Source organism: Sphingomonas sp. BL-S-30, assembly GCF_055521475.1.
The window spans coordinates 4903997-4928536 of record NZ_CM145481.1; the positions used below are offsets into that span (position 1 = coordinate 4903997).

General features: G+C 66.7%; 25 protein-coding genes. 18 read left to right on the plus strand and 7 right to left on the minus strand.

Going from position 1 to position 24540, the window contains the following annotated elements; translation table 11 throughout:
* Positions 1-90 precede the first annotated feature (90 nt).
* Positions 91-1209, minus strand: a complete 1119-nt coding sequence (locus tag ACZ1I5_RS23015) for a M14 family metallopeptidase (protein WP_465171547.1) — start codon at positions 1207-1209, stop codon at positions 91-93.
* Positions 1206-1826: a DUF4136 domain-containing protein gene (locus ACZ1I5_RS23020; protein ID WP_465171548.1), complete on the minus strand. Its 621-nt coding sequence runs from the start codon at positions 1824-1826 to the stop codon at positions 1206-1208. The genes ACZ1I5_RS23015 and ACZ1I5_RS23020 overlap by 4 nt, the downstream gene beginning before the upstream one ends.
* A gap of 164 nt (positions 1827-1990) precedes the next feature.
* Between ACZ1I5_RS23020 and ykgO the strand changes: the two genes are divergently transcribed.
* From ykgO to ACZ1I5_RS23040, 4 genes are all read left to right on the plus strand, one after another.
* Complete coding sequence (gene ykgO / locus ACZ1I5_RS23025) at positions 1991-2116, plus strand: type B 50S ribosomal protein L36 (RefSeq protein WP_004210176.1); 126 nt, start codon at positions 1991-1993, stop codon at positions 2114-2116.
* Positions 2117-2734, plus strand: coding sequence for an HAD family hydrolase (locus tag ACZ1I5_RS23030; RefSeq protein WP_465171549.1), 618 nt, complete (start codon positions 2117-2119; stop codon positions 2732-2734).
* 357 nt (positions 2735-3091) lie between these two features.
* The gene (locus tag ACZ1I5_RS23035; RefSeq protein ID WP_465171550.1) at positions 3092-3376 is read left to right on the plus strand and encodes a type II toxin-antitoxin system Phd/YefM family antitoxin; all 285 of its coding nucleotides are present in this window, start codon (positions 3092-3094) and stop codon (positions 3374-3376) included.
* Positions 3373-3762 carry a type II toxin-antitoxin system VapC family toxin gene (locus ACZ1I5_RS23040; protein ID WP_465171551.1) on the plus strand — a complete coding sequence of 130 codons (390 nt, stop codon included), beginning with the start codon at positions 3373-3375 and terminating at the stop codon, positions 3760-3762. Before ACZ1I5_RS23035 ends, ACZ1I5_RS23040 begins: the two co-directional genes overlap by 4 nt.
* Positions 3763-3765: 3 nt before the next feature.
* On the opposite strand, the gene pyk is transcribed toward ACZ1I5_RS23040, so the two are convergent.
* Positions 3766-5223, minus strand: coding sequence for a pyruvate kinase (gene pyk, locus ACZ1I5_RS23045; protein WP_465171552.1), 1458 nt, complete (start codon positions 5221-5223; stop codon positions 3766-3768).
* Positions 5224-5297: 74 nt separating this feature from the next.
* Between pyk and ACZ1I5_RS23050 the strand changes: the two genes are divergently transcribed.
* The 6 genes from ACZ1I5_RS23050 (at position 5298) to ACZ1I5_RS23075 (ending at position 8398) form a co-directional block, all read left to right on the plus strand.
* Positions 5298-5594, plus strand: coding sequence for a DUF1244 domain-containing protein (locus tag ACZ1I5_RS23050; RefSeq protein ID WP_465171553.1), 297 nt, complete (start codon positions 5298-5300; stop codon positions 5592-5594).
* Positions 5595-5669: 75 nt separating this feature from the next.
* Positions 5670-5909, plus strand: coding sequence for a DUF2312 domain-containing protein (locus tag ACZ1I5_RS23055; RefSeq protein ID WP_465171554.1), 240 nt, complete (start codon positions 5670-5672; stop codon positions 5907-5909).
* Positions 5910-6027: 118 nt separating this feature from the next.
* Positions 6028-6771, plus strand: coding sequence for a YebC/PmpR family DNA-binding transcriptional regulator (locus ACZ1I5_RS23060; RefSeq protein WP_465171555.1), 744 nt, complete (start codon positions 6028-6030; stop codon positions 6769-6771).
* A 130-nt stretch (positions 6772-6901) separates the two neighbouring features.
* Entirely contained in the window at positions 6902-7396 is a 495-nt protein-coding gene (gene ruvC, locus ACZ1I5_RS23065; RefSeq protein WP_465171556.1) for a crossover junction endodeoxyribonuclease RuvC, read from the plus strand.
* A 109-nt stretch (positions 7397-7505) separates the two neighbouring features.
* Positions 7506-8099 (plus strand): Holliday junction branch migration protein RuvA, encoded by a 594-nt coding sequence (gene ruvA / locus ACZ1I5_RS23070; RefSeq protein ID WP_465171557.1) that lies wholly within the window; start codon positions 7506-7508, stop codon positions 8097-8099.
* Positions 8096-8398 (plus strand): antibiotic biosynthesis monooxygenase family protein, encoded by a 303-nt coding sequence (locus ACZ1I5_RS23075; protein ID WP_465171558.1) that lies wholly within the window; start codon positions 8096-8098, stop codon positions 8396-8398. The genes ruvA and ACZ1I5_RS23075 overlap by 4 nt, the downstream gene beginning before the upstream one ends.
* Before the next feature lie 130 nt (positions 8399-8528).
* On the opposite strand, the gene ACZ1I5_RS23080 is transcribed toward ACZ1I5_RS23075, so the two are convergent.
* Complete coding sequence (locus ACZ1I5_RS23080) at positions 8529-9431, minus strand: 2-hydroxyacid dehydrogenase (protein ID WP_465171559.1); 903 nt, start codon at positions 9429-9431, stop codon at positions 8529-8531.
* Between the two features lie 59 nt (positions 9432-9490).
* On the opposite strand from ACZ1I5_RS23080, the gene ruvB reads away from it, so the two are divergent.
* From ruvB to ftsH, 7 genes are all read left to right on the plus strand, one after another.
* Positions 9491-10513: a Holliday junction branch migration DNA helicase RuvB gene (gene ruvB, locus ACZ1I5_RS23085; protein WP_465171560.1), complete on the plus strand. Its 1023-nt coding sequence runs from the start codon at positions 9491-9493 to the stop codon at positions 10511-10513.
* A 92-nt stretch (positions 10514-10605) separates the two neighbouring features.
* Positions 10606-11082, plus strand: coding sequence for a hypothetical protein (locus tag ACZ1I5_RS23090; RefSeq protein WP_465171561.1), 477 nt, complete (start codon positions 10606-10608; stop codon positions 11080-11082).
* A gap of 130 nt (positions 11083-11212) precedes the next feature.
* The gene (gene ptsP, locus ACZ1I5_RS23095) at positions 11213-13483 is read left to right on the plus strand and encodes a phosphoenolpyruvate--protein phosphotransferase (RefSeq protein ID WP_465171562.1); all 2271 of its coding nucleotides are present in this window, start codon (positions 11213-11215) and stop codon (positions 13481-13483) included.
* Between the two features lie 110 nt (positions 13484-13593).
* On the plus strand, positions 13594-14499 hold the full coding sequence (locus ACZ1I5_RS23100) for a helix-turn-helix domain-containing protein (protein ID WP_465171563.1): 906 nt from the start codon (positions 13594-13596) through the stop codon (positions 14497-14499).
* 61 nt (positions 14500-14560) lie between these two features.
* Positions 14561-15556, plus strand: coding sequence for a tetratricopeptide repeat protein (locus tag ACZ1I5_RS23105; protein ID WP_465171564.1), 996 nt, complete (start codon positions 14561-14563; stop codon positions 15554-15556).
* Positions 15557-15610: 54 nt separating this feature from the next.
* Positions 15611-16657 carry a tRNA lysidine(34) synthetase TilS gene (gene tilS / locus ACZ1I5_RS23110; protein WP_465171565.1) on the plus strand — a complete coding sequence of 349 codons (1047 nt, stop codon included), beginning with the start codon at positions 15611-15613 and terminating at the stop codon, positions 16655-16657.
* A 78-nt stretch (positions 16658-16735) separates the two neighbouring features.
* The gene (gene ftsH, locus ACZ1I5_RS23115; RefSeq protein WP_465171567.1) at positions 16736-18697 is read left to right on the plus strand and encodes an ATP-dependent zinc metalloprotease FtsH; all 1962 of its coding nucleotides are present in this window, start codon (positions 16736-16738) and stop codon (positions 18695-18697) included.
* A gap of 50 nt (positions 18698-18747) precedes the next feature.
* Here the strand turns inward: ftsH and ACZ1I5_RS23120 are convergent, their stop codons facing one another.
* Positions 18748-21132 carry a hypothetical protein gene (locus ACZ1I5_RS23120; protein WP_465171568.1) on the minus strand — a complete coding sequence of 795 codons (2385 nt, stop codon included), beginning with the start codon at positions 21130-21132 and terminating at the stop codon, positions 18748-18750.
* Between the two features lie 13 nt (positions 21133-21145).
* Positions 21146-22843 carry an Hsp70 family protein gene (locus ACZ1I5_RS23125; RefSeq protein ID WP_465171569.1) on the minus strand — a complete coding sequence of 566 codons (1698 nt, stop codon included), beginning with the start codon at positions 22841-22843 and terminating at the stop codon, positions 21146-21148.
* 152 nt (positions 22844-22995) lie between these two features.
* On the opposite strand from ACZ1I5_RS23125, the gene ACZ1I5_RS23130 reads away from it, so the two are divergent.
* A complete protein-coding gene (locus ACZ1I5_RS23130; protein ID WP_465171570.1) occupies positions 22996-23367 on the plus strand; it encodes a hypothetical protein in 372 nt (123 codons plus the stop codon).
* Positions 23368-23403: 36 nt separating this feature from the next.
* Here ACZ1I5_RS23130 and ACZ1I5_RS23135 read toward each other — a convergent pair whose 3' ends face one another.
* Entirely contained in the window at positions 23404-24471 is a 1068-nt protein-coding gene (locus ACZ1I5_RS23135; protein ID WP_465171571.1) for a DUF3667 domain-containing protein, read from the minus strand.
* Between the last annotated feature and the right edge of the window lie 69 nt (positions 24472-24540).

The following is a 24540-nucleotide window of genomic DNA, read 5'->3' on the forward strand; positions in this document are numbered from 1 at the left end:
TGTCGAAGGGCTGCTCTTCTTTTTGGCGGTTAAGAAGAAAGAGCAGTGCTTCGACAAGCTCAGCACGAACGGGATGAGAGCGCTCTTCCCTCAGATCGAGTCGATCACCTCGGCCAGCACTTCGAGACAGGCGTGTCCGAGCTGCTTGCTCCGCTCCGGCGACCAGCCGAACTCGGCGTCCGGGTTCGGATCATGGTCCTTGAACGGCATCTCCAAGGTCATCGCCACCGCGCCGAAGCGTTCGGCGAGCTGGTTGGTCGACATGGTGAGATTGGCCTTGCCCGGGCTCGACTTCTCATAACCCTTCTCGATCTGGAAATCGGGGGTATGGGCCGCGAGGCGGCGGGCATAGTCGTAGAATTTCTCCCCGAGGTCGTCGGTCCAGCCCGGAATGCCTTCGAAGCCGGCGAGGAAATTGGCGGGGATCGCCTCGTCGCCATGCACGTCCATCGCGAAGGCGACCCCGGTCTCGTCCATCGCGTTGCGCACGCACAGGACCTCGGGACTCTTCTCGGGCGTCGGGGCGTGCCATTCGCGGTTGAGGTTCACGCCTGCGGCATTGGTGCGCAGATGGCCGCGAAAAGATCCGTCCGGGTTCATGTTCGGCACGACATGGAAGGTCGCCTTGGCGAGCAGCGCGGCGGTGACTTCGTCCTCGGTGTCGGTCAGCCGTTCCAGCGCGCCCTCCATCCACCATTCGGCCATGGATTCGCCGGGATGCTGGCGGGCATAGAGCCAGACCTGCTTCGGCCCCTCGCCGATGCGGAAATAGTCGATCGCGCGGCCGTCGAGCGACTGGCCGAGCTGGCGGTGAGTCACGCCGGGCTGCAGTGCGGTCGCGGCGACCAAAGCGTCGTGGCGCTCCATCGTATAGGGCGCGAAATAGGCGAACCAGACCAGCTCGCTATCGCCCTCCCAGTCGAACTCGAGCACGCCGTCGGCATAGCGCGTCTCGGTCATGCGCCAGTCGATCCGGTCGGTCGAGACGCGTGCCTTGTAGCCGGGCCAGCCGAACGGATAGGCCGAAGACCCCGCATTGACGATGCGATAGGTCAGCTTGCGCCCCTTCGCCCCGGCGACGCGGAAATAGAACCATTGGAAGAAGTCCGACTGGTGATCCTGCACGATCTCCAGGTCGATCCGGTCGCCGGCAATGGCGACCAGGCGGATGTTGCCGCCATCGAAGGCGGCGTTGATCTGAGTGCTCATCTGACGGTGATAGAACGGCCGGATTCGCCGGGGAACCCCAGGAACAGGGCATGGGCCAATTTGCTCGCCGCCGCGTTTGCCTGCGCCTCGGGCGCCTTGTCGTCGGCCTGAGTCTGGGCGCGGCCTTCCCAGATGGTCGTGCCGTCGCTGCGCCGGCGGATCTGCACTGACAGCTCCGTCGCGACGACATAGCGCGACTTCGCCTTGCCGATCGGGAAGGAAACGCCGCCGCCGACCCCGACTCCGCCGCCACGCCCGCCGCTATAGGAGCCGCCGCCAAGGCCGATGCTGAATGGCGGTGGCTTGGGTGGTCCCTCCAGCGTGGTGCGGGTGAAGCCGACCACGGCGAGATACTGGCCGCGCACGTCGGCGGGCGCCGCGGTATAGCCCGACTGGACCAGCTCGGCCTCGACCGCCGAGGCATAGGTCGCGAATTCGAGGCTCGCCGGCCCGCCGCCGGGCAGCGGCTCGACCGTGACGGTGCCGCGCTCGAGCGGCGCGCCGAGATGGAAGCGCGTCACCTGGACCGGGCCGCTGACGGTCGTCGCACATCCTGCCAGGCTGGTCGCCGCGAGTGCGATGAACAATGTCCGTGCCGTCGTCATGCTGCCCGTCATCTTAGCCTGTCCTTCGAACCGATCGTTGCGTCACTGTAACGCTGTAAGCGATAACGCACGATAGACGCATCCGGGTTCCGTGTCGCGCGGGTTGACTTGGGACCCGCTCGTCCATATGCGGACGCCTCTTTCCAAAACCCGAGAATCAAAGAAGCGAATCGATCATGAAGATCCGCAATTCCCTGAAGTCGCTCAAGGGCCGGCATCGCGACAACCGCGTGATCCGCCGCCGTGGCCGCACCTATGTCATCAACAAGACGAACCGCCGCTTCAAGGCCCGCCAGGGCTAAGTGAGCCGGCCGGCTGCCGTCGTCTTCGACGTCGGCAACGTCCTGTATGACTGGAACCCCCGGTTCCTTTACGAGCGCCTGATCGAGGACGATCGGGCGCTCGATGCATTCCTGCGCGATGTCGCGACCAAGGAATGGCATTTCCAGCACGATCTGGGCCGCCCCTTCGCCGAGACCTCGGCGGAGCTGAGCGCGTTGTACCCGGAATATGCCGAGATGATCGCCCTTTGGGGGCCGCGCTTCAGCGACACGATCCCGGGCTTGCTGCCGGGCATGGGCGAGCTGGTCGAGGAGATCGACGCGGCCGGCGTGCCGCTGTTCGCCATCACCAATTTCTCGGGCGAGTTCTGGCGCCCCTTCCGTGACCGTGAAGCCGCCACCTTCGACCGGTTCCGCGATATCGTGGTCTCGGGCGACGAGCGGCTGGTGAAGCCCGATCCCGCCATCTACCACCTCGCGCTCGACCGCTTCGGTCTTCAGCCTGGCGAGGCGGTGTTCATCGACGACCGCGAGGACAATGTCGCCGCGGCGAACGGAGTCGGGATGCGCGGCCTGCAGTTTGTCGACGCTCCGACGTTGCGCGGGCAGCTCAGCGCGCTGGGGCTACTCCGCGCCTGATTCGTCCAACAGCGACCCGGGTTTTTTGCTGTTACGCCGCTCCCCTTTTTTCTTTCGCTGTTATGTTGGAATTCCGGGCCGATTTGGGCGAGCGATTCCAGCGGGTTGAGGTGGCTTTTCCCTGTTACGGCGTAACAGCGGAAAAAATGCCGAAAAAATGTCGAAAACGGCGCGGTTTTTCCGCGTAACAGGGGCGTGGCACCGCGCGGTTATCGTCCAACATCATCCAGCCATGTCAAAGAGCGCGCCCGGCTTGCGGACCGCGTCACGCTCTCATGATCGGCGCCTGCGTTGAATCGAGGCTGCTTGTCCGCATGCGCATATTTGTGTACACCGTGTACATATCTGGAGGCGATCATGGAAATGTCGGTTCGCGAGGCACGGGCGCAGTTTGCGCGGGCTCTCGCCGCGGTTGAACGCGGCGAACGTGTGACGATCACCAAACACGGCGTTGCGGTGGCGGAACTCGGTCCGGCTCCGGCAAGGAAGACGCTGGACTGGAGGGCACTCGAACGATTTCGCCAAGATCGGGGTTGGGGCGCTCTTACGGCCGAAGAAATGTGGCCGGCTGATTTCAACGATCCGGAATATAGTCGCAGGGCACTGATGCTTGATGGGAATCCTGACGTCGAACCGCAATGACACTGCTGCTCGATACGCATATCGCACTCTGGCTCGTCCGCGACCCGAGCGTGTTGCGTCCGGCGGAATTGGCAGCGATCGAAGAAAATGATTCCCTCGTATCGGCGATCTCGCTCTGGGAGTTGCGCCTCAAATGGGAGCGCGTCACGGCCTCGGGTGCGAGAAAGGGGGCAGCCGATCCGGTCGAGATTCGAGCGGGGCTCGATATCCTGGGCATCGGCATCCTGGTCCTGACAACCGATCAGGCCGTCGCATGGCTAAAGCATCCGACACCGCACCGAGACCCGTTCGCAGAAATTCTGCTGATCCAGGCACAGGAGTTGGGCGTCAAACTGCTTACCCGTGACCGGTTGCTGGCCAGCCACCCTTTGGCGCTTACGCCTTAGGAACTAGCCGCCATAGCCTTTCAACTCGTCGCCGATCACCCGCACGACGTGCAGCACATTGGTCGAGCCGGGCGTGCGGAACGGGACACCGGCGATGATGATCAGCCGGTCGCCGGCCTTGGCGATATTGTGGCGGATCGCCATGCGCTTGGCCTTGGCGACCATGTCCTCGAAGGATTCAACGTCGCGGGTGTGCACCGCATGCGTGCCCCAGAGCAGGCCGAGCCGCCGCGCCGTCTCGATCTTCGGGGTCAGCACCAGCAGCGGCACCGAAGGCCGCTCGCGTGCGACGCGGCGGGCGGTGGAGCCCGACGAGGTGAAGCAGATGATCGCCGCCGCGGTCACGGTCGCCGCGATGTTCTTCGCCGCCTCGGCCAGCGCGTCAGCGGTGGTGGGGTCGGGGCGGGTGACGGTGAAATGAATTCGGTCGCCGTGCATCGGGTCGCGCTCGACCGCTTCACCGATCGAATTCATCATCGCGACCGATTCGATCGGCCAGGCACCCGCCGCGCTTTCCGCCGACAGCATGATCGCGTCGGCGCCGTCATAGACCGCGGTTGCCACGTCGGAGACTTCGGCGCGGGTCGGGGTCGGCGCGGTGATCATCGATTCGAGCATCTGAGTCGCCACGATCACCGGACGGCCGAGGCGGCGCGCGGTTTCGACGATGCGCTTCTGCAGCGGCGGCACCGATTCGGGTGGCAGCTCGACGCCGAGATCGCCGCGCGCGACCATCACGCCATCGCATTGCTCGACGATCTCCTCCAGCCGGTCGATCGCCGACGGCTTCTCTATCTTGGCCATCAGCGCGGCCTTGCCCTGAATCAGCTTGCGCGCCTCGGCGAGGTCCTCCGGGCGCTGGACGAAGCTGAGGGCGATCCAGTCGACGCCCTGGTCGATCGCGAAGGCCAGGTCGCTGCGGTCCTTTTCGGTCAGCGCCGCCATCGGCACGACCACGTCGGGCACGTTCAGCCCCTTGTTGTTGGACAGCGCACCGCCGACCACCACGGTGGTGACGATCTTCTTTTCCTCATGGCTCTCGACCCGCAGCACCAGCTTGCCGTCGTCGAGCAGCAGCCGTGCGCCCGGCTCGATCGCCTCGAAGATCTCGCGGTGGGGCAGCTCGACCCGGGTCGCGTCGCCCGGCGTCTTGTCGCGGTCGAGGATGAAGGTCGATCCGGTGACCAGCTCGGTGCGGCCGCCCTCGAACTTGCCGACGCGCAGTTTCGGGCCCTGCAGATCGGCGAGGATGGTGGTAGGGCGGCCATATTTCTTTTCGAGACTGCGGATCGCCTGGATCACCGCGACCTTCGAGGCCTGGTCGCCGTGGCTCATGTTCACGCGGAAAGCGTCGGCGCCTGCTTCGAACAGCTTGCCGATCATCTCGGCGGTGCTGCTGGCGGGCCCCAGTGTCGCGAGCACGCGCACCTTGCGCGATCGGGGGCTGATGGCCTTGGTCATGTAACGCGTTCCTCGGCTTGTGCGCGCTTGGCTCTAACCCCTATCACGGGGGGATCAACCGTGGAGCGCGTAAAATGGCCGAATTGGAGACGATCGACGATGCCGTGGCGGCAGCCGCCTTCCGCCGGCTCGTGCTGCATTTGCGCCACCGCAGCGACGCGCAGAATGTCGACCTGATGGGACTCGCCGGATTCTGCCGCAACTGTCTGTCCGACTGGGTGCAGGAGGCGTCCGGCAGCACGCTCGACAAGGAGGGCGCGCGCGAAGCGATCTACGGCATGCCCTATGCGCAGTGGAAGGCGGACCATCAGGGCGAGGCGTCGCCCGAGCAGCTCCGGCGCATGGCGGAGAGCGTCGCGAAGAATGCGTGAAGAATGCGTGACGGGGGCGCCGCGCTGGCTTAAAGCCCCCCACCTTTCCAACGAATCAACCCCGGGGACTATTTCATGAGCGACGTGATCGCCGCCGACCAGCTTCGCCTTTTGATCGAGCGCATCGAGCGGCTCGAGGAAGAGAAAAAGGGCATCGCGGACGACATCAAGGACGTCTACGCCGAATGCAAATCGACCGGCTTCGACACCAAGACGATCCGCACCATCGTCAAGCTGCGCAAGATGGAAAAGCATCACCGCGACGAGGCCGAGATGCTGCTCGACACCTACAAGGCAGCGCTCGGACTCGACTAAGCCACCCTTTTCCGTTCGTCCCGAGCTTGTCGAAGGACTGTTCTTTCTTCTACCTCAGGTGCAGCAAGGGCAGGGCTTCGACAAGCTCAGCCCGAACGGTTAGTTTTCAGGACGTCCCATGGCAGGCCATTCCAAATACAAGAACATCATGTACCGCAAGGGCGCACAGGACAAGAAACGGTCCGCCGCCTTCTCCAAGCTCAGCCGCGAAATCACCGTGGCGGCGAAGATGGGCACGCCCGATCCGGACATGAACCCGCGGCTGCGCGCGGCGGTCAACGCCGCCAAGGCGCAGTCGATGCCCAAGGACAATATCCAGCGCGCGATCGACAAGGCCGAGCGGGGCGATGGGGAGAATTACGAAGAGATCCGCTATGAGGGGTTCGGCCCCGGCGGCGTCTCGCTGATCATCGAAGCGCTGACCGACAATCGCAACCGCACCGCGACCAATGTCCGCACCGCCGTTTCGAAGAATGGCGGCAATCTGGGCGCGAGCGGCTCCGTCAGCCATGGCTTCGACCGGATGGGCCTCATCTCCTATCCGGCGAGCGCGGGCGATGCCGAGAAAGTGTTCGAGGCAGCGCTCGACGCGGGTGCCGAGGACGTCGAATCGGGCGATGACGGCCATGAGATCTGGACCTCGAACGACGCGCTGCACGAAGTCGTGAAGGCGCTGACCCCGGTGCTCGGCGAGCCCGAGGGCGCGAAGCTCGCCTGGAAGCCGCAGACCATGGTCGAGGTCGGCGAGGACGATGCCGGCCTGTTGTTCAAGCTGATCGATGTCCTCGATGAGGATGACGACGTGCAGCAGGTATGGGGCAATTACGACGTGTCCGACGCCGTGCTGGAGAAATTAGGGTGACCTTCCTTCCTCCCCTCCCGTTTACGGGAGGGGATCGAGGGGTGGGCTCGCGCTTTCCTCAAGCGAGCCGCTTGCGGTGGCCGGGCGCCCACCCCTCGGTCCCCTCCCGCAAGCGGGAGGGGAAGCAGAAGTGATCATCCTCGGCCTCGATCCCGGGCTCGGCACGACCGGCTGGGGGCTGATCCGTGCCGATGGCAACCGGCTGTCGCACCTCGCCAATGGCCGGCTGAAGACCGACAGCGCCGCGACGCTCCCCCGCCGGCTGGCGCACCTCGATGCGATGCTGGGCGCGCTGATCGTCGACCACGCGCCCGACGCGGCGGCGGTCGAGGAAGTGTTCGTCAACGCCAACCCGCAATCGACGCTGAAGCTCGGCCAGGCGCGCGGCGTGGTGCTGTGTGCGCTGGCGCGGACGGGGCTGGAGGTCGGCGAATATGCCGCGCGACTGGTCAAGAAGGCCGTGGTGGGCACCGGCGCGGCGGAAAAGGCGCAGGTCCATGCCATGGTGGGGCGCCTGTTGCCGGGCGTGAAAATCGACGGCCCCGATGCCGCCGACGCGCTGGCGGTGGCGATCTGCCATGCGCATCACATCGCGAGCGCGCGCTCCCTCTCCCGTTCGTCCTGAGCTTGTCGAAGGACTGTTCTTCTCTCTACGGTAGCCAGAAAGAACAGGGGTTGGCCTGCGGCCGGCCTCCGGCTCGACAAGCTCAGCCCGAACGGAAGATTTTTGGCCCATGATCGCCCATCTCAAAGGCCGCCTCGACTCCCTCGGTATCGATCATGCGGTGATCGATGTCGGCGGCGTCGGCTATCTCGTCGGCGCGTCGTCCCGCACCCTGGCTGCGATCGGGCCGGTCGGCGAGGCGGCGATGCTGCACACCGAGATGCTGGTCGCGGAGGATTTCATCCGCCTGGTCGGCTTCGCCACCGCGAGCGAGCGTGACTGGTTCCGGTTGCTGACCGGCGTCCAGGGCGTGGGCGCGCGCGTGGCGCTGGCGATCCTGTCGGCGCTCGACCCGTCCGACCTCAGCCGCGCCATCGCCGCGCAGGACAAGGCGATGGTCGCCCGCGCCAATGGCGTCGGGCCGAAGCTCGCCGAGCGCATCGTGCGCGAGCTGAAGGACAGGATCGGCGGCATCGCGATCGGCGGGGCGACCCCGGTCGCGGCGAGCGGCGCGGGCGCGGATGCGATCTCGGCGATGCTCAACCTCGGTTTCCGCCCCGCGGAGGCCAGCGCCGCGGTTGCCGCGGCGGAGGAAGAGCTGGGTTCGGGTGCCACGCTGGACGCGCTCGTGCGGCTGGCGCTGCGCAAGGCGTCCAGGGCGTGATCGCGCGGCTGTGGCATGGCGCCGTCCCGGCAGCCAAGGCGGAGGCCTATCTGGCGCATATGCGTGAGGTTGCCCTTCCCGACTATAAGTCGACGCCGGGCAATCTCGGCGCCTGGTGCCTGCACCGGGCCGAGGGCGCGGTGGTGCATTTCCAGATGCTGAGCTTCTGGCCGGACCTGGAAGCGATCAGGCGCTTTGCGGGCGAAGATCATGAGGTCGCGAAATATTACGACTTCGACCGGGATTTCCTGATCGAGCTGGAGCCGCACGTCACGCATTATGAGCTGCATGACGGGTAGGGTGATTCACCCCCCGTTCGCCCTGAGCTTGTCGAAGGGCTGTTCTTCCCTTGGGCGGAAGAAAGAACAGGGCTTCGACAAGCTCAGCCCGAACGGGGAGAGGAAGACCCGTCTAACGCTGGAACAGGGCTCAAGCGATCGGCGTGAGCAGCGGCTTGCCCGCGAAATGCGCGTCGAGATTGGCCACCACCAGCGCCGCCATTTCCGTGCGGCTCTCGACCGTGGCGCTGCCCTGGTGCGGGATGAGCACGACCTGATCCATAGTCCGGAATGCTTCCGGGACATGCGGCTCGTCGGCGAACACATCGAGGCCCGCGCCACGGATCGTCCCTGCCTCCAGCGCGGCGATCAGCGCAGGCTCGTCGACCAGGCTGCCGCGCGCGACGTTGATCAGCACGCCGTCCTTGCCGAGCCTGGCCAGCACATCGGCATTGACGATGTTGCGCGTCGCGTCGCCGCCAGGCGCGATCAGGATCAGCGTGTCGCACGCTTCTGCCAAAGCGCCGATGTCGGGCACGAAACGATAGCCCGAGTCCGGCCGCTCGTGCCGGGCGGTATAAAGCACTTCGCTGGCGAACACCGCGGCGCGCTTCGCGATCGCCTGACCGATCGTGCCGAAGCCGAAAATGCCGATTCGCCGACCACTGGAGCGCCGGCCAAGCGGGACGTTCCAGCCGCCTGCGCGAACCGTCCGGTCGTTGAAGGCGAGGCGCCGGTCGACCGCCAGCATCAGCCCGATGGCGAGATCGGCGACGTCGTCGGTGAGGATATCGAGCGTGGTCGTCACGCGCACGCCGCGCGCGCGGACCGCGTCGAGATCGATCCGCTCATAGCCGACGCCATTGACCGAGACGATCTCCAGCGCGGGCAGCCGGTCGAGCAGCGCCTGGTCGACCACCACCGATCCGCCGCCGACGATGGCGCGCGTTGTCGGTGGCGGATTGTCGCGGTGCACGACGAAGCGTTTTTCCAGCTCGTCCATCAGGGGGCCGGCCATCGCGGCGGGGAGATACAGGTCGGGAAGGTCGTTCATTGCGCCCTCATAGTGCGCGCGCCTTGCCCCCGCCAGCGTCGGCGCGCTATCGCCGCTCAGTGAGTGACAGCGACCGCCTTATCACGCCCGGACGCAAGCCCGAGGATATCGACGCGGCGCTGCGTCCGAAGTCGCTCGACGAGTTTGTCGGGCAGAAGGCGGCGCGGGAGAATCTGCGCGTCTTCATCTCGGCGGCGAGATCGCGCGGCGATGCACTCGATCATGTGCTGTTCTTCGGCCCGCCCGGGCTCGGCAAGACCACGCTGGCGCAGATCATCGCGCGCGAGATGGGCGTGGGGTTCCGCGCCACCTCCGGCCCGGTCATCGCCAAGTCGGGTGACCTCGCCGCGCTGCTGACCAATCTCGAGGACGGCGACGTGCTGTTCATCGACGAGATCCACCGCCTCGCGCCCGCGGTCGAGGAGGTGCTCTATCCCGCGATGGAGGACCGTGCGCTCGACCTGATGATCGGCGAAGGACCTTCGGCGCGCTCGGTCAGGATCGATCTGCCGCGCTTCACTCTGGTCGGTGCGACCACACGCCAAGGCCTGCTCACCACGCCGTTGCGCGACCGGTTCGGCATTCCGGTGCGGCTCCATTTCTATACCGTCGAAGAGCTGGAAAAGGTCGTCACCCGGGCGGCGGCGTTGCTCGACCTGCATGTCTCGCCCGATGGCGCGCACGAGATCGCGCGCCGGTCGCGCGGCACGCCGCGCATCGCCGGGCGGTTGCTGCGGCGGGTGCGCGATTTCGCCAATGTCGCCGGGCGCGAGACGGTCGACGCGGTGGCGGCGGATGCGGCGCTCAACCGGCTCGAAGTCGACAAGCTCGGGCTCGACGCGATGGACCGGCGCTATCTGATGATGATCGCCGATGTCTATCGCGGCGGGCCGGTCGGGGTGGAGACGCTGGCGGCGGGCCTCAGCGAGCCGCGCGACACGGTCGAGGAAGTGATCGAGCCCTATCTGATCCAGTTGGGCCTGATCGCGCGCACCGCCCGGGGCCGGATGCTCAATGCGGGGGGGTGGAAACATCTTGGGCTCAATCCACCGGCCAGTACGCAGGATGGGCTGTTCGACTAGCCTGGAGCGCTTGTCCTCGGTTGAACGCCTCTGTCGACCTCGCGATTTTACCACTACGCTCCATCCGTTCTTGACTATTCCGAGGACTCGCGATGCTCACAGTGATGGCGATAGTGCTGCAAATAGCTGCGCCGCCCATTGACCCGTTTGCAGATCGTGCCTGGGGCCACTTCTCGCGAAGCCCCACGCTGGAGCATCGGACCGAAACGGTTGATATCGGGACCGACGGGAACGCGGGCGGCGTCGTGCAATATAAGCTGCGGCTGACGCAGCGCTTTCGTGACGGCTCTCTCACACGCGTTTGGGCCGACAGCCGGAGTTGCCCCGCCGTACATATGGTGATGGCGCGGCTTCGCGCCCTGAAGCCGCCGGCGATCGTGCCGCCCGGCCTCGGACCCGCGCCGACCGAAATTCTGGTTGACGGAATCGGCTATGGACTCACGATGCCGGTCGAGGATCAGCTTGGGCTCAGCCGCATGACGTGGACGAGCGATGTCGGCACGCCGCTTGCGGACTGGGTCGAGGATAGCCTCGCGCGCTTGAAATCATGCTGGAGGCCCAAGCCCTGAGCGCGGTGTGGCTGGTATCCGCAGCGGCGAGCAGGGCCGTGGCGAGCGGTGATCGCCACTTCTTCCCGGAACAGCAATCATGTTGCGCAGCATTATGGCCCAGCCCTTCACAATCTGTTAGCGCCAGATCATGCCCAGCGCCGCCGCCTCCGCCCGTGAGATCCTCGTCCGCCTCCACGACCTGATGGCGTCGCGCACCACGGCGCAGGCAAAGCTCAATTCAGTGGTGCAGATCGTCGGCGAGGCGATGTCGAGCGAGGTCTGCTCGATCTATCTGCTGCGCGACGGCGTGCTTGAACTCTACGCCACGCGCGGTCTGGCGCAGGAGGCGGTGCACGTCACCAAGCTCGCCATGGGCGAGGGCCTGGTCGGCACGATCGCGCAGGAAGTCGAGACGCTGAACCTGGACGAGGCCGCGTCGCACCCCGATTTCGCCTACAAGCCCGAAACCGGCGAGGAGAAATTCCACAGCTTCGCCGGCGTTCCGATCATCCGGCGCGAACGTGCGGTGGGTGTGCTGTGTGTCCAGCATGCCGATCCCCATAAATATGACGATGTCGAGATCGAAGCCCTGCAGACCGTCGCCATGGTGCTGAGCGAGCTGATCGCCAATGCCGATCTCGCCGATGCGAGCGGCGGCGCCTCGGCGCGTCCGCAGTCCACCGCGCCGATGCGCATCCCGGGCCTCAAGCTCGTCGATGGCATGGCGTCGGGCTATGCCGTCTATCACCAGCCGCGCATCACCATCGAGCATACCGTCGCGGACGATACCGAGGCGGAGCGCCACCGCGTCTATGCCGCGTTCGACAAGATGCGCGAGCAGATCGAGCGCATGGCGGCGCAGGCGGAGTTCGGCGTGGGTGGCGAGCATGACGAGGTGCTGCAGACCTACAAGATGTTCGCCTATGACGAGGGCTGGAGCCGCCGGATCAACGAGGCGATCGATTCCGGCCTGACCGCCGAGGCGGCGATCGAGCGTGTGCAGCAGCGCACCCGGATGCGCATGCGACAGATCGACGATCCGCTGCTCGCCGACCGGATGCACGACCTGGAGGACCTGTCCAACCGGCTGCTGCGCATCGTTTCCGGCCAGATGGGCACCGCGGCGCAGATGGGATTGCGGCAGGACACCATCCTGATCGCGCGCAATCTCGGGCCTGCAGAACTGCTCGAATATGACCGTCGCCGGCTGAAAGGTGTGGTGCTCGAGGAAGGCTCGCTCACCGCGCATGTCACGATCGTCGCGCGCGCCATGGGCGTGCCGGTGCTGGGTCGGGTCAAGAGCGTGCGCCAGCTGATCGGCGAGGGCGATCTGCTCCTGCTCGACGTGACCGAAGGCACCGTCTTTGCGCGCCCCTCGGCCGCGATGGAGGAAGCGTTCGAGACCAAGCTGCAGCTTCGCCAGAAGCGCCGCGCCGCCTTCGCCGCGCTCAAGACCGAAGCGCCGATCACCCTGGACGAACACCGGGTGACCGTGATGGTCAATGCGGGTCTTCGCGACGATGTCGCCGCGCTCGACCTGACCGGTGCTGACGGCATCGGCCTGTTCCGCACCGAATTCCAGTTCCTGATCTCGGCGACGCTCCCGGCGCGCGAGCGGCAGCAGCGGCTCTATCGCGACGTGCTCGACGCGGCGGGCGACCGGCCGGTGATCTTCCGCACCGTCGATATCGGCGGCGACAAGGCCCTGCCCTATCTCAACAAGGAAGATGCCGACGAGGAGAATCCGGCGATGGGCTGGCGCGCGCTCCGGCTCGCGCTGGATCGCGGCGGCCTGATGAAGGTTCAGGCCCGCGCGCTGCTCGAGGCGGCGTCGGGGCGCACGCTCAACGTGATGTTTCCGATGGTCTCCGAGCCCTGGGAGTTCGACGAGGCGCGCGGTTTGTTCGAGGCGCAGCGCGACTGGATGGCGGCGCGCGGGCGCAAGCTGCCGGCCGAGATTCGCTACGGCGCGATGCTTGAGGTACCGGCCCTGGCCGAGCAGCTCGACCTGCTGTTGCCCCATATCGATTTCCTGTCGGTCGGCACCAATGATCTGACTCAGTTCCTGTTCGCCGCGGACCGCGCCAATCCGAGGCTTGCCGAACGCTATGACTGGCTGAGTCCGGCGATCCTGCGCTTCCTGCGCCGGCTGGTCGCGCCGACGCGCGCCTCGAACGTCCAGCTCGCGGTATGCGGCGAGATGGGCGGGCGGCCGCTCGAGGCGATGGCGCTGATAGGGCTCGGCATCGACCGGCTGTCGATCACGCCCGCCGCGGTCGGGCCGATCAAGGCGATGGTCCGTTCGCTCGACCGCGCCGCGCTGGTCGCGTTCATGGACGAGCTGCTGGCGAAGCCGCCGCGCGACATGCGCGGGGCGCTGACGGCCTGGGCGGCAAAAAGCGGCGTCGAACTGGCATGATAGTGTGACAGGCAGCACCGCAGGCCGTTGACTCAGCGCAGTCCCTTTGTGAGACACGCGGCGGCGCGGGAAAATCATAGAGGGCGCAACCTGCCTCGCCGGAGAAGATCATGACCGACACCGATTCCGGCGAAGAAGCGACATTGTTCCCCAAGACCGCTGGCGAGCGTCTGCGCGAGGCGCGCGAGGCGCAGGGCCTGTCGCTGGCCGAGATCGCGGCGCGGACCCGCATTCCGATTCGTCAGCTCGAGGCGATCGAGGCATCCAACTTCGCGGCGCTGCCCTCGATCACCTATTCGGTCGGCTTCGCCAAGGCCTATGCCCGGGCGGTCGGCGCCGACGAGGTCGCGATCGCGCGCGACGTACGCAGTCAGAACGACCAGGGCGTGCGCCGCACCGATTATGAAACCTATACGGTGGCCGAGGCCTCGCGGGTGCCGACTGCCGGCATCGCGATCATCGCGTGCATCCTTGCGCTGTTGCTCGCGATCGGCGGGGGGCTCTGGTACGGTACCAGCCTGTTCCGTGCGGAGGAGGCGCCCGCCCCTGTGCTGAGCGAGACCGCCGAAGAGCAGCCGGCGCCCGCCCCGACGCCCACGCCGGCCGCGAGCGGGCAGGTGACCCTGACCGCAACCGACGAGGTGTGGATGCGGGTCTATGACGCGGCCGGCACCACGCTCTACGAAAACACGCTGAAGCCGGGCGACCGCTATGACGTGCCGGCCGATGCGAATAATCCGATGATCAATATCGGGCGGCCGGACAAGCTGCAGGTGATGCTCAACGGGTCGCTGGTGGCGCCGCTCGGCGACGGCAGGGTGGCGATCAAGGACGTGCCGATCGGGGCGGCCGCGCTGCAGGCCCGGGCCAATGGCACGCCCTTGCCGGTCGCACCGGCGGCAGTGGCGCCGACGCGGCGCGCGCGGAGCACGACCGTCGAGCCGGCCCCGACGCCGACCGACGTTGCCGCGCCGCCGGCCTTCGCCCCGGCGCCCGCCCCGACCGCGACACCTTAAGGCTGGCGACAGAATGTCGGTGTCAGCTATAGCCTGACACTCAGGATAGCGGGACGTGTAGATGCGTAATTTCGTGATGATGGCGACGACGGCGATGATGGTGGCGGGGGTTGGCCTCGTGCCGGGTGTCGCCCAGGGCCAGGCGGCGATCGAGGGTCGCGTCGGCCGCCTCGAGAGCGAGATGCGCGCGGTGCAGCGCAAGGTGTTTCCGGGCGGCAGGGATCAGTTCGTCCAGCCCGACATCACCGCGCCTCAGCAAAATCCCGACATCCCGGGAAGCCCGGCATCGAGCCCGGTCGCAGATCTCGTCGCGCGGGTGAACGCGCTCGAATCGCAGATCACCAGCCTGACCGGCCAAGTCGAGACCAGCCAGTACCGGATTCGCCAGGTCGAGGAAGCCTTTGAGGCGTACAAGCGCACGGTCGATACGCGGCTGCGCGCGCTGGAAGACAATGCCTCGTCGGCGAGCAGTGCTCCGGGTGCGGGCCCGGTCGGTGCGCCGGTGGCCGGCACGGCCGAGGTGGTGACGCCGCGGGCGGGGTCGAGCACGCGGCCACCGGCGGCGACGCCGGGCCGCCCGGCCGCGACGCCACCCGCGCCTGCCAGCGCGGCCAAGGATCCGGTGCGCGCCCAGAAACTGGCGGCGGTCGAGAAGTCGGTCAGCGACGATCCGGCCGAGGATGCCTATCTCTATGGCTATCGCCTGTGGCAGGGCCAATTCTATCCAGAGGCGGAGGTGCAGCTGAAGAAGGTCGTCACGACCTATCCCAAGCACAAGCGCGCCAGCTATGCGCAGAACCTGCTCGGCCGCACCTATCTCGACGAGGGCAAGCCGTCGCTCGCCTCGATCGCCTTTTACGACAATTACAAGAAGATGCCCGATGGCGAGCGCGCGCCCGACAGCCTTTTATATCTGGCATCGGCGCTGATGAAGCTCGGCAAGCCGGGCGATGCCTGCAAGGTCTATGGCGAGCTGAGCGACGTCTATGCAGCGAAGATCAGCGCGACGATGAAGGCCGACATCGCGCGCGGTCGGACCGAGGCGAAGTGCAAGTGACCCGCGCCGGCGGGTCATCCCGGCGCAGGCCGGGATCCAGCTAAGCAAGTGCGCGTGAGCGCGCCGGACTCCGCCTCGGTCGATCGATTCCGCAAAGATGTCGACGCGGTGCTGGGCCGTCTCCCGGCGCTGAACGAGCCGATCGCGCTGGCGGTGTCCGGCGGACCCGACAGCATGGCGATGCTCGCGCTCGCCGCTGCCGCCTTTCCCGGACGGACGATCGCGGCGACGGTCGACCATGGCCTGCGGCCCGAATCCGCGGATGAGGCGGCGATGGTGGCAGGCTGGTGTGCCGGCGCGGGCATTGCGCACCGGAGCCTGCGCATCGCCGTTCCACCCGATGCCGGCGACAATATCCAGGCCTGGGCGCGACAGGAACGATATGTGCTGCTGCGGCGCTGGGCAATCGAATCGGGGGCGGTCGCGCTGGCGACGGCGCATCATGCCGATGATCAGGCCGAAACCTTCCTGATGCGGGCGGCGCGGGGCGCGGGCCTTTCCGGGCTCGCCGCGGTGCGCGCGCGGCAGGAGCTCGATGTGCCGATGTCGGTCGTCGAGGAAGAAATGGGCTTGGCGATCTCCTATGCGCCGCTGCTGCTCGTCAGGCCGCTGCTTGGCTGGCGTCACCGGGAACTGGTGGCGCTGGCGGAGGCGATGGGGCTGCCATTCGTGGACGATCCGAGCAATGACGACGACCGGTTCGACCGGACGCGCTTTCGCCGGTGGTTGACCGGCGCGCCGTGGATCGATCCCGTCCAGATCGGGCGCTCCGCGGCCTATCTGGCGGACGTTGACGCCGATCTGCTCGCGATCAGCCAGTGGCTATGGCAGGAGCGGGCGCTGCCCGCCGGGGATTTCGAGGCGAAGATCGATGTCGGGGGCCTGCCTCGGGTGATCCGCCGCTATCTGGCGCGGATGGCGATCGACCATGTGATCATGATGAACGGCATGGGCGGGGGCCATTGGTCCCGTTCCACCAACATCGAATCGCTGCTCGACGCGCTCGAAGCCGGAAAAGCCGCCACCCAGGCCGAGGTGATGGCGTCGGCAAAAGGTGATCTGTGGCACTTTCGTGAGGCTCCGCCGCGCCGATCACACTGATCAACGAAAGCATTGCGTTGTTCCATTGCCATTAACCTCACACCGCTTATCTTGTAGCGTGAAAGGTACCGGATACCCATGAACGAGAATGACAAGCAGCCGAGCCCGGACAGCGGGGGCGGCAACCCCTGGATGAAGAGCCTGTTGATCTGGGTCGGCATCCTCGTCGCGCTTGCGCTGTTCGTGACGCTGATCGACGGTCGCGCCCAGCCGGTGGCGAGCAGCACCATTCCCTATTCGACGTTCCTCGACAAGGTCGAGGCCGGCACGGTCCAGGACGTCAACGTCGCGGGCGAGGTGATCACCGGCACGCTGAAGGATTCGAGCAAGTTCCGCACCTATGCGCCGGCCGATCCCAAGCTGACCGACCGCCTGCGCGACAAGAATGTGACGATCACGGCGCGGCCTGAGGATGGCCCGCCGATCTGGCAATATCTGCTGGTCCAGTCGCTGCCGTTCCTGCTGTTCCTGGGCATCGCCTTTTTCGTGCTGCGCCAGATGCAGAAGAATTCGGGCTCCGGCGCGATGGGCTTCGGCAAGAGCCGCGCGAAGATGCTGACTCAGCGCGAAGGCAAGGTAACCTTCGACGACGTCGCCGGCATCGACGAAGCGCGCGAGGAACTGCAGGAGATCGTCGAGTTCCTGAAGGACCCGACCAAGTTCGCCCGCCTTGGCGGCAAGATCCCCAAGGGCGCGCTGCTGGTCGGCTCGCCCGGTACGGGCAAGACGCTGCTCGCCCGCGCCATCGCGGGTGAGGCGGGCGTGCCCTTCTTCACCATCTCGGGCTCCGACTTCGTCGAGATGTTCGTCGGCGTCGGCGCCAGCCGCGTGCGCGACATGTTCGAACAGGCCAAGAAGTCAGCGCCGTGCATCGTCTTCATCGACGAGATCGACGCGGTCGGCCGCCATCGCGGCGCGGGCCTCGGCAATGGCAATGACGAGCGCGAGCAGACGCTGAACCAGCTCCTTGTCGAGATGGACGGCTTCGAAGCGAACGAAGGCATCATCATCATTGCCGCGACCAACCGTCCCGACGTGCTCGATCCCGCGCTGCTGCGGCCGGGCCGTTTCGACCGCCAGGTGGTGGTGCCGCGTCCGGACATCGAGGGCCGGGTGAAGATCCTCCAGGTCCATATGAAGAAGGTGCCGCTGGCGCCCGACGTCGATCCGCGGGTCATCGCGCGCGGCACGCCGGGCTTTTCGGGCGCCGATCTCGCCAACCTCGTCAACGAGGCGGCGCTGACCGCGGCGCGCAAGGGCAAGCGGCTGGTCGCCATGGCCGAGTTCGAAGAAGCCAAGGACAAGGTCATGATGGGCGCCGAGCGGCGTTCCATGGTGATGACCGAGGACGAGAAGCGCATGACCGCCTATCATGAGGCGGGCCACGCGATCGTGTCGATCCACGAGCCGGCATCGGACCCGATCCACAAGGCGACGATCATCCCGCGCGGTCGCGCGCTCGGCATGGTCATGCGGCTGCCGGAACGGGACAGCTACAGCTATCACCGCGACAAGATGTACGCGAACCTCGCCGTCTCGATGGGCGGGCGCGTCGCCGAGGAAGTGATCTTCGGCTATGACAAGGTCTCGTCCGGCGCGTCGAGCGACATCCAATATGCCACGGGCCTCGCCCGCGACATGGTCACGCGCTGGGGCATGTCCGACAAGCTCGGCCCGCTCGAATATGCCGAGCCCGAGGGCGAAAGCTTCCTCGGCTATTCGTCGAGCCGCCCGGTGCGCATGTCCAACCAGACCGCGCAACTGATCGACGACGAGATCAAGACGATCGTCGAGGGCGGCCTCAACCGCGCCAAGGAGCTGCTCCACAAGCATCTCGACCAGCTTCATCTGCTGGCCGGCGCTTTGCTCGAATATGAGACTCTGTCGGGCGACGAGATCAAGAAGCTGATCGCCGGCGAGGAAATCGGCCGCATCGACAGCGGTCCCAAGGGCCCGGCGGTGCCGACCGGCGGCACCTCGATCCCGCGCACGCGGCGCCCCAAGGGCCCGTTCGGAACGCCGGCGCCCCAGGGCGCCTGAGATCCTACGGTCCTGAGCTGCCCGGGCGGGTTGCCCGGACGATCCCCATCTCAAGCCGGCGGCTGCACCTTGCGGCCGCCGGCTTTTTCCTGCGCCGGCGCAGGGACGGGCTTGGCATCCCGCGCGCGGCTGAATTCGGCCCGCAAGGTCGCGGCGATATCGTCGAGACTGTCGCTGTCGAGCAGCGTCTGAGTCAGCGCGATCTTTGCGTCGCAGGCGAGCACGTCGCCGCGCTTTCCGTCGAGCCGCTCGATCAGCGCCCGCTGGTCGATGTGCAGCGCGGCCGACGCCCGGCGGACAAGCGTGCTGCCGCTGATGACCCGGCCCCGGGCCATCTCCTCGGGCGTGGCCGAGGTCGTGGAGACGATGTCATAGGTTTGGGCGCTGGCCCGCCGGCGAATCCGCTCGGGTACCATGTCGTCGTCCATCGCGGTCTTTTCCGAGGCGCACAGGGCGGGCTTGGCCCTTCGTAGTGCCTCGAGCCGGTCCATCCGGATTCGCAGCCATTCGACCAGCGGGCCGGTCTGCGCCTCGGGCAATCTTTCGCGAAGCTCCGCGGTGACGAGCGTCCCGATCTGCGCATTGGCCTGATCGCGGGTGATCTCGTTGCTGCGATACCGGACCATCACCGCGCGGATGGCGTCGTAAAGATCGGGATTGCCCTGCCGGACCTGGGAGAAGCCGCTGACATTGGCCTCCATCCGCCTCATATCCGCATCGGCATTCCCAAGGTCGCCACCCAGGACAAAGGGTACGCCGCTGGCGTTGGTCGACGTCCGGGGTTCTGACGGTGGTACCGATGCGCCGAACGCCCAGAAAAAGGCGAGGATCAACAGCGTGCGCGCGATCCAGCGCGGTGGCCCGCCAAAACCGCGTGCCGGCGCGCCGACCAGTGGCACCAGCGCGATGGCGGCGAGCGCCACCGGATAGAAGGGCAGGACCGGCTGCCACAGCTCGCGCAGCAGCCAGATGCCGACGGCTGTCCCGAGCCCGGCGACGATACTGCCCAGGATGATCCATTCGCGGTGCTGCCAGAGCAGATCCTCGATCATGGTCCGCACCGCCGGCCAGGCCCCGATCCGCAGATAGACCAGCAGCGCAGCCATCGTCCCGAGCGCGAAGGCTTCGGCGGGCGCGAGCTGGTCGAACATCACCAGGCCGAAAAAGCCTGCGATGGCAAAGGTCACGGCGCTGCCGCCGATCCGCAACGGGCCCGGTTCGGCGCGCGGGGTCGCGACATAGGCCCAGCCAGCGATGACGATGGCGGGCAGCAGGATCAGCGCCGGCCACCACGGACGCGGCAGCGCCGACGCGACGAAACCGAGCAGCGCATAGGCGATAAGCCAACCCTCGCGCTGCCAGCGCGGGTGGTGCTCCGCCGCGCGCCAGCGTTTCCGCGCCGGCGCGAGAAGGAGCAGGATCGCCACCGGCGTCACGAAGCCGATCGCGGCCATGCCCGCGATCAGCCAGGCTTCGCGCACCACGCCGGTTCCGGCGACGACATAGCCGAGCCACAGCGCGGCCAGGAACGCGATCGGCATCATGGCGAGCATGCCGAGAGTCAGGCGCGGCCTGGCGAGGAAGGTCCGCCAGCGGGCGACCGAATCGCTCTTGAACGAATGATGCAGGCCGGGTGCGACCTCGCCATGCTCGCCCAGCAACGTCTCCACCCCGTCGATCATGCCGGGCCGGAACGCGTCCAGCCGCCACGACCACCACGCCCCGGGTGGCCGGGTCAGCGATCGCCAGGCCGGGTGATAGGCATGGCTGTGATGATTGAGCCCCTCGATGATCCGCCATTCGTCGAGCCGGCCGAGCACCGCGGAGATCGACCAGCTCGTCCCGCGCAGATGATGATCGTCGCCGCCCCAGCCGAACGCCTGGATCGATTGCATCAGCACGGCGTCGCTCTGCGGGATGGTCGAGGCGAGCAGGTCGGCGAGCCAGGGCTCGACATCGTCGCGGATACGGATCTCGCCCATGGCGGGCGACGTCAGGATCGCCTCGAGCCGCTTCTCGAGCACCGCGTCGCCGGGTCGCCAGGGTCCGCGCAGCCCCGCTTCGAGATCGGCCATTGCCGCGCGCAGCGCCGCCAGTTCCTCCTCGCGCCCGGCAAGCATTGCGTCGAGCTCGGGCGTCGCGGGCGCCGGGACCGGATCGCCGGGATCATCGCGCCGCGCGCGCGCGCTCCAGTCATGAGGTGCCGCTTCGGCGGGGTCGCCTTCTATCCCGCCGTCCGCATCATCCTCATCATCGGCCCAGCGGGCGACATAATCATGCTGTTCGAGCGCTGCCTCATAGGCTTCGCGCAATTGCTTGAATCCTTCGGGATCGTCTTCCGGATGCGTGACGCGCAGCTTTTTCGCATAGGCGCGGCGGATGGCGTCGCGGTCGCTGCCCCGGGGAATCTCCAGGACGTCCCAGACGCTGTTCATGGCCGGACGCTCCTCACAGGAAGCGCTCGCCCTCGATCCGGTCCAGTGCCTCGTGGAATTCCTGCCGGGCATGCTCGACGGCGCGCGGATCCTGTCCGTCGAGCACGCGCTGGAACTGCGAGATCAGGTAATCGATCGCCGCGCGTTCGTCGCCGAGGAAATTCTCGAAGCATTTCTCGCCGCGCGCCAGCGCCGCGCGGTTGAGCTCGTCCTCGCGCGGATGCGTCTTGAGCGCGGCGAGCGCGGCGCGGCGCTCGGCGATCGCCTTCTCGTCGCCGCCCGGATCGTCGTTGATCAGCAGCTGCGTGCGCAGCCCCGATTTCTCGACCAGGATGTCCACCTCGAGCAAGCCGCTGACGTCATAGGAGAAACGCACGTCGATCCGCTCGCCGGCCGGGCCGCGCGGCACCTTCACCCTGGTCTCGCCGATCTTCACATTGTCGCGGACGAGCCGCCCCTCGCCCTGATAGATGCCGAACACCACGTCGGTCTGGTTGGCCTGCAGGGTCGAGAAGCTGTGGATGCGGCTCGCCGGAATGACCGTGTTGCGCTCCAGGATCGGCGCGAACAGGCCGTGCTCATAGCCGCCGCCGGGAAGCTGGCGGCTGACCTCGACGCCCAGCGAATAGGGGCAGACATCGGTAACGACGACTTCCTTCAGCGCCGAATCGCGCGCCTTCAGCCCGGCCTGGACCGCGGCGCCGAGCGCCACTGCCTCGTCGGGATTGACCGTCGCGTTGGGAAAACGGCCGAACATGCGCGCGACCGCGCGGCGCACCACCGGCATGCGCGTCGCGCCGCCGATCAGGATGATGTCGGACAGCGCCTCGGGCCGGAGATTGCTGTCGCGCAGCGCGCGGAGCACCGGCTCGCGCAGCCGCTCGATCAGCGCGGCCGCCTGAGTCTCGAACGCGGCGGTCTCGATCTCGATCTCATAGGGAATGTCCTGCCAGACCAGGCGCATCGTGGCCGACGGGGCGGCGGACATGTCGCGGCGGGCACGCTCGGCCGCCTCGCGCAATTTCTGGTAGAGCGCGTCGTCGCGCTCGAACCGTTTCCAGTCGTCGGCGAACCTTGCCCGCATCAGGCCGATCAGCACTTCGTTGAAATCCTCGCCGCCCAGCTGATTGTCGCCGGTCGAGGCGCGGACTTCGATAATGCCTTCGAAAATCTCGACGATCGAGACGTCGAAGGTGCCGCCGCCCAGGTCGAACACGAAGAAACGTGCCTCGCGATCGAGATTGTGGATGCCATATGCCAGCGCGGCGGCGGTCGGCTCGTTGATCAACCGCTCGACGCGCAGGCCGGCGATCTCGCCGGCGCGGTGAGTCGCCTTGCGCTGCTGGTCGTTGAAATAGGCGGGTACGGTAATCACCGCTTCGGTGACCGGCTCGCCGAGATAGGCCTCGGCATCCTCCTTCAGGCTGCGCAGCACCAGTGCGGAGAGCTCCTCCGCGCTGTAATCGCGCCCACCGAGCCGCGTGGTGCGCTTCGTGCCCATATAGCGCTTGAAGGCAGTGGCGGTGGCCTTGGGATGGCTCGCCTGGCGGTCGCGCGCGGCAAGGCCGACCAGCAACGTGCCATTGTCGTCGATGCTGACCGCCGAGGGCGTCAGCGTCTGGCCAAGGCGGTTGGGAATCAGCGTCGCCGCGCCGTCCTTCCACACTGCCGCGGCACTGTTGGTCGTGCCGAGATCGATTCCGATGATCATCGCGTGCGCTGGTCCCCACCCTGATTTCAACCGCATAACCGCACGGCTCGCGGCGGTGAAGCACCGGATTGCCCGGGCGCCCCGTTTCAGTTCATTTTCGGTTCACCGGCTGGGCCGCCATCGTGGGCGCGCGTGCGGATGAGGGGATGGGAATGCGCAGATCGATGATGGCGGGCGCGCTGGCGCTGTTGGTGTTGCCGGTCGCGGCGCAGGCAATGACGGTCGACGAATTTCTCGCCAAGGCGGCGGCACTCAAGGCGAAGGGCATGGCGGCGATGATGTCGTCCGATCTCGGCCTGCTGCGCGGCGAGGTGACGACCGCGGCCGAGGCCTATCGCGCCCAGATCGACGCGGACAAGGCGGCCGGCCGCAAGCCGCGCAGCTGCCCGCCGCCCAAGGGCCAGGCCAGGATCGATTCGAATACGTTGATCGCGTCCTTCCAGACCCTCCCGGAGGGAAAGCGCGGGATAAGCGTGAAGACCGCCTTCTACAGCTTCATGGACAAGCGGTACCCCTGTCCCTGAGTCCCCTGTCCCTGAGTCGCCTGTTCCTGGGCGTCTTCATTTCATCAGCCCGAGCACCAGCAGCAGCATCGAGAAGGCCAGCAGCGCGATGAACGCAAAGTGGAGCAGCACCACGGTCCGCCACAAGGCCGATCTCTTGCGCAGCGAATAGGCGCCGCGCAGCTGCGCGAACATGTGCACCGGCGGCGCCACGATGGCGACGAGCGCGATCAGGCCGCCGGATAGCCCGAGCGTGCCGCCAATGCTGAGCGTGACGACCAGCAGCATCATGAAGGCAAGCGAGTAGGTGACAAAGATCGCATGGTCGTACAGCTTGTACTGGCGCCGCCAGAGGAACAGCAGCGCCACGAACGGCACCGAGATGGGTATGAGCGCCCAGGAATATTTATAGGCGCTCGACTGTAGCTTGTAGAGCGCAAGGCCGGGATTTGCCTTGAACTTCTTGACGCCATGCTCGAGCGCGGGCCAGCCGAGCTTGGTGTCGAAATCGGTGACCGGGATGCCGTCCTTCCCGGACAGGATTCCCTGCCGCGCGGTGGTGAGCGAACTGACCACGGCGCGGGCGGCGATCAGATCGCCGTCCGGAATGCCATTGTCCTTGTGCGCGGCCTCGGCCTGTTTCAGCTCGACCTTCGCCTTGGCGAGCTGGCCGTCGATCTCTGCGATCTGCTCCTGGCGCTTGGCCGGGCTGATGCTGCCAGGGGGTTCGATGTCGCCGTCGAAAGTGTGGATCGACGCGAACATCAGGAACACCGAAAACAGGAACAGGGCCAGCGGCGACACGAAGCGCGCGCGCTCGCCGGCGATGTAGCGCCGGGTCAGCGCGCCGGGATGAGTCACCAGCATCGGCAGGGTGCGCCAGATCTTGCCCTCGAAATGAAACACGCCGTGGAGCAGGTCGTGCCCGATCGATGCGAGCGACCGATGGACATGCTCGGCCTGGCCGCAGGCATGGCAATAGTCGCCGATCAGCGCCGTGCCGCAATTGAGGCACAGGCCATGTCCGGTGCCGTGCGCATGGCCTTCGCCGGCATGCGGTTCGACGGCGCGCCCGATCAGGACGCCGGTGGCGATGTCGCCGGCTGCTTCGATTCCCCCACTCATGCGATGCGAATATCATCTTGAGGGGGCAAAAGGCGATAGCGCTTTGGCGAGGATCGACGCTCGTGGTAG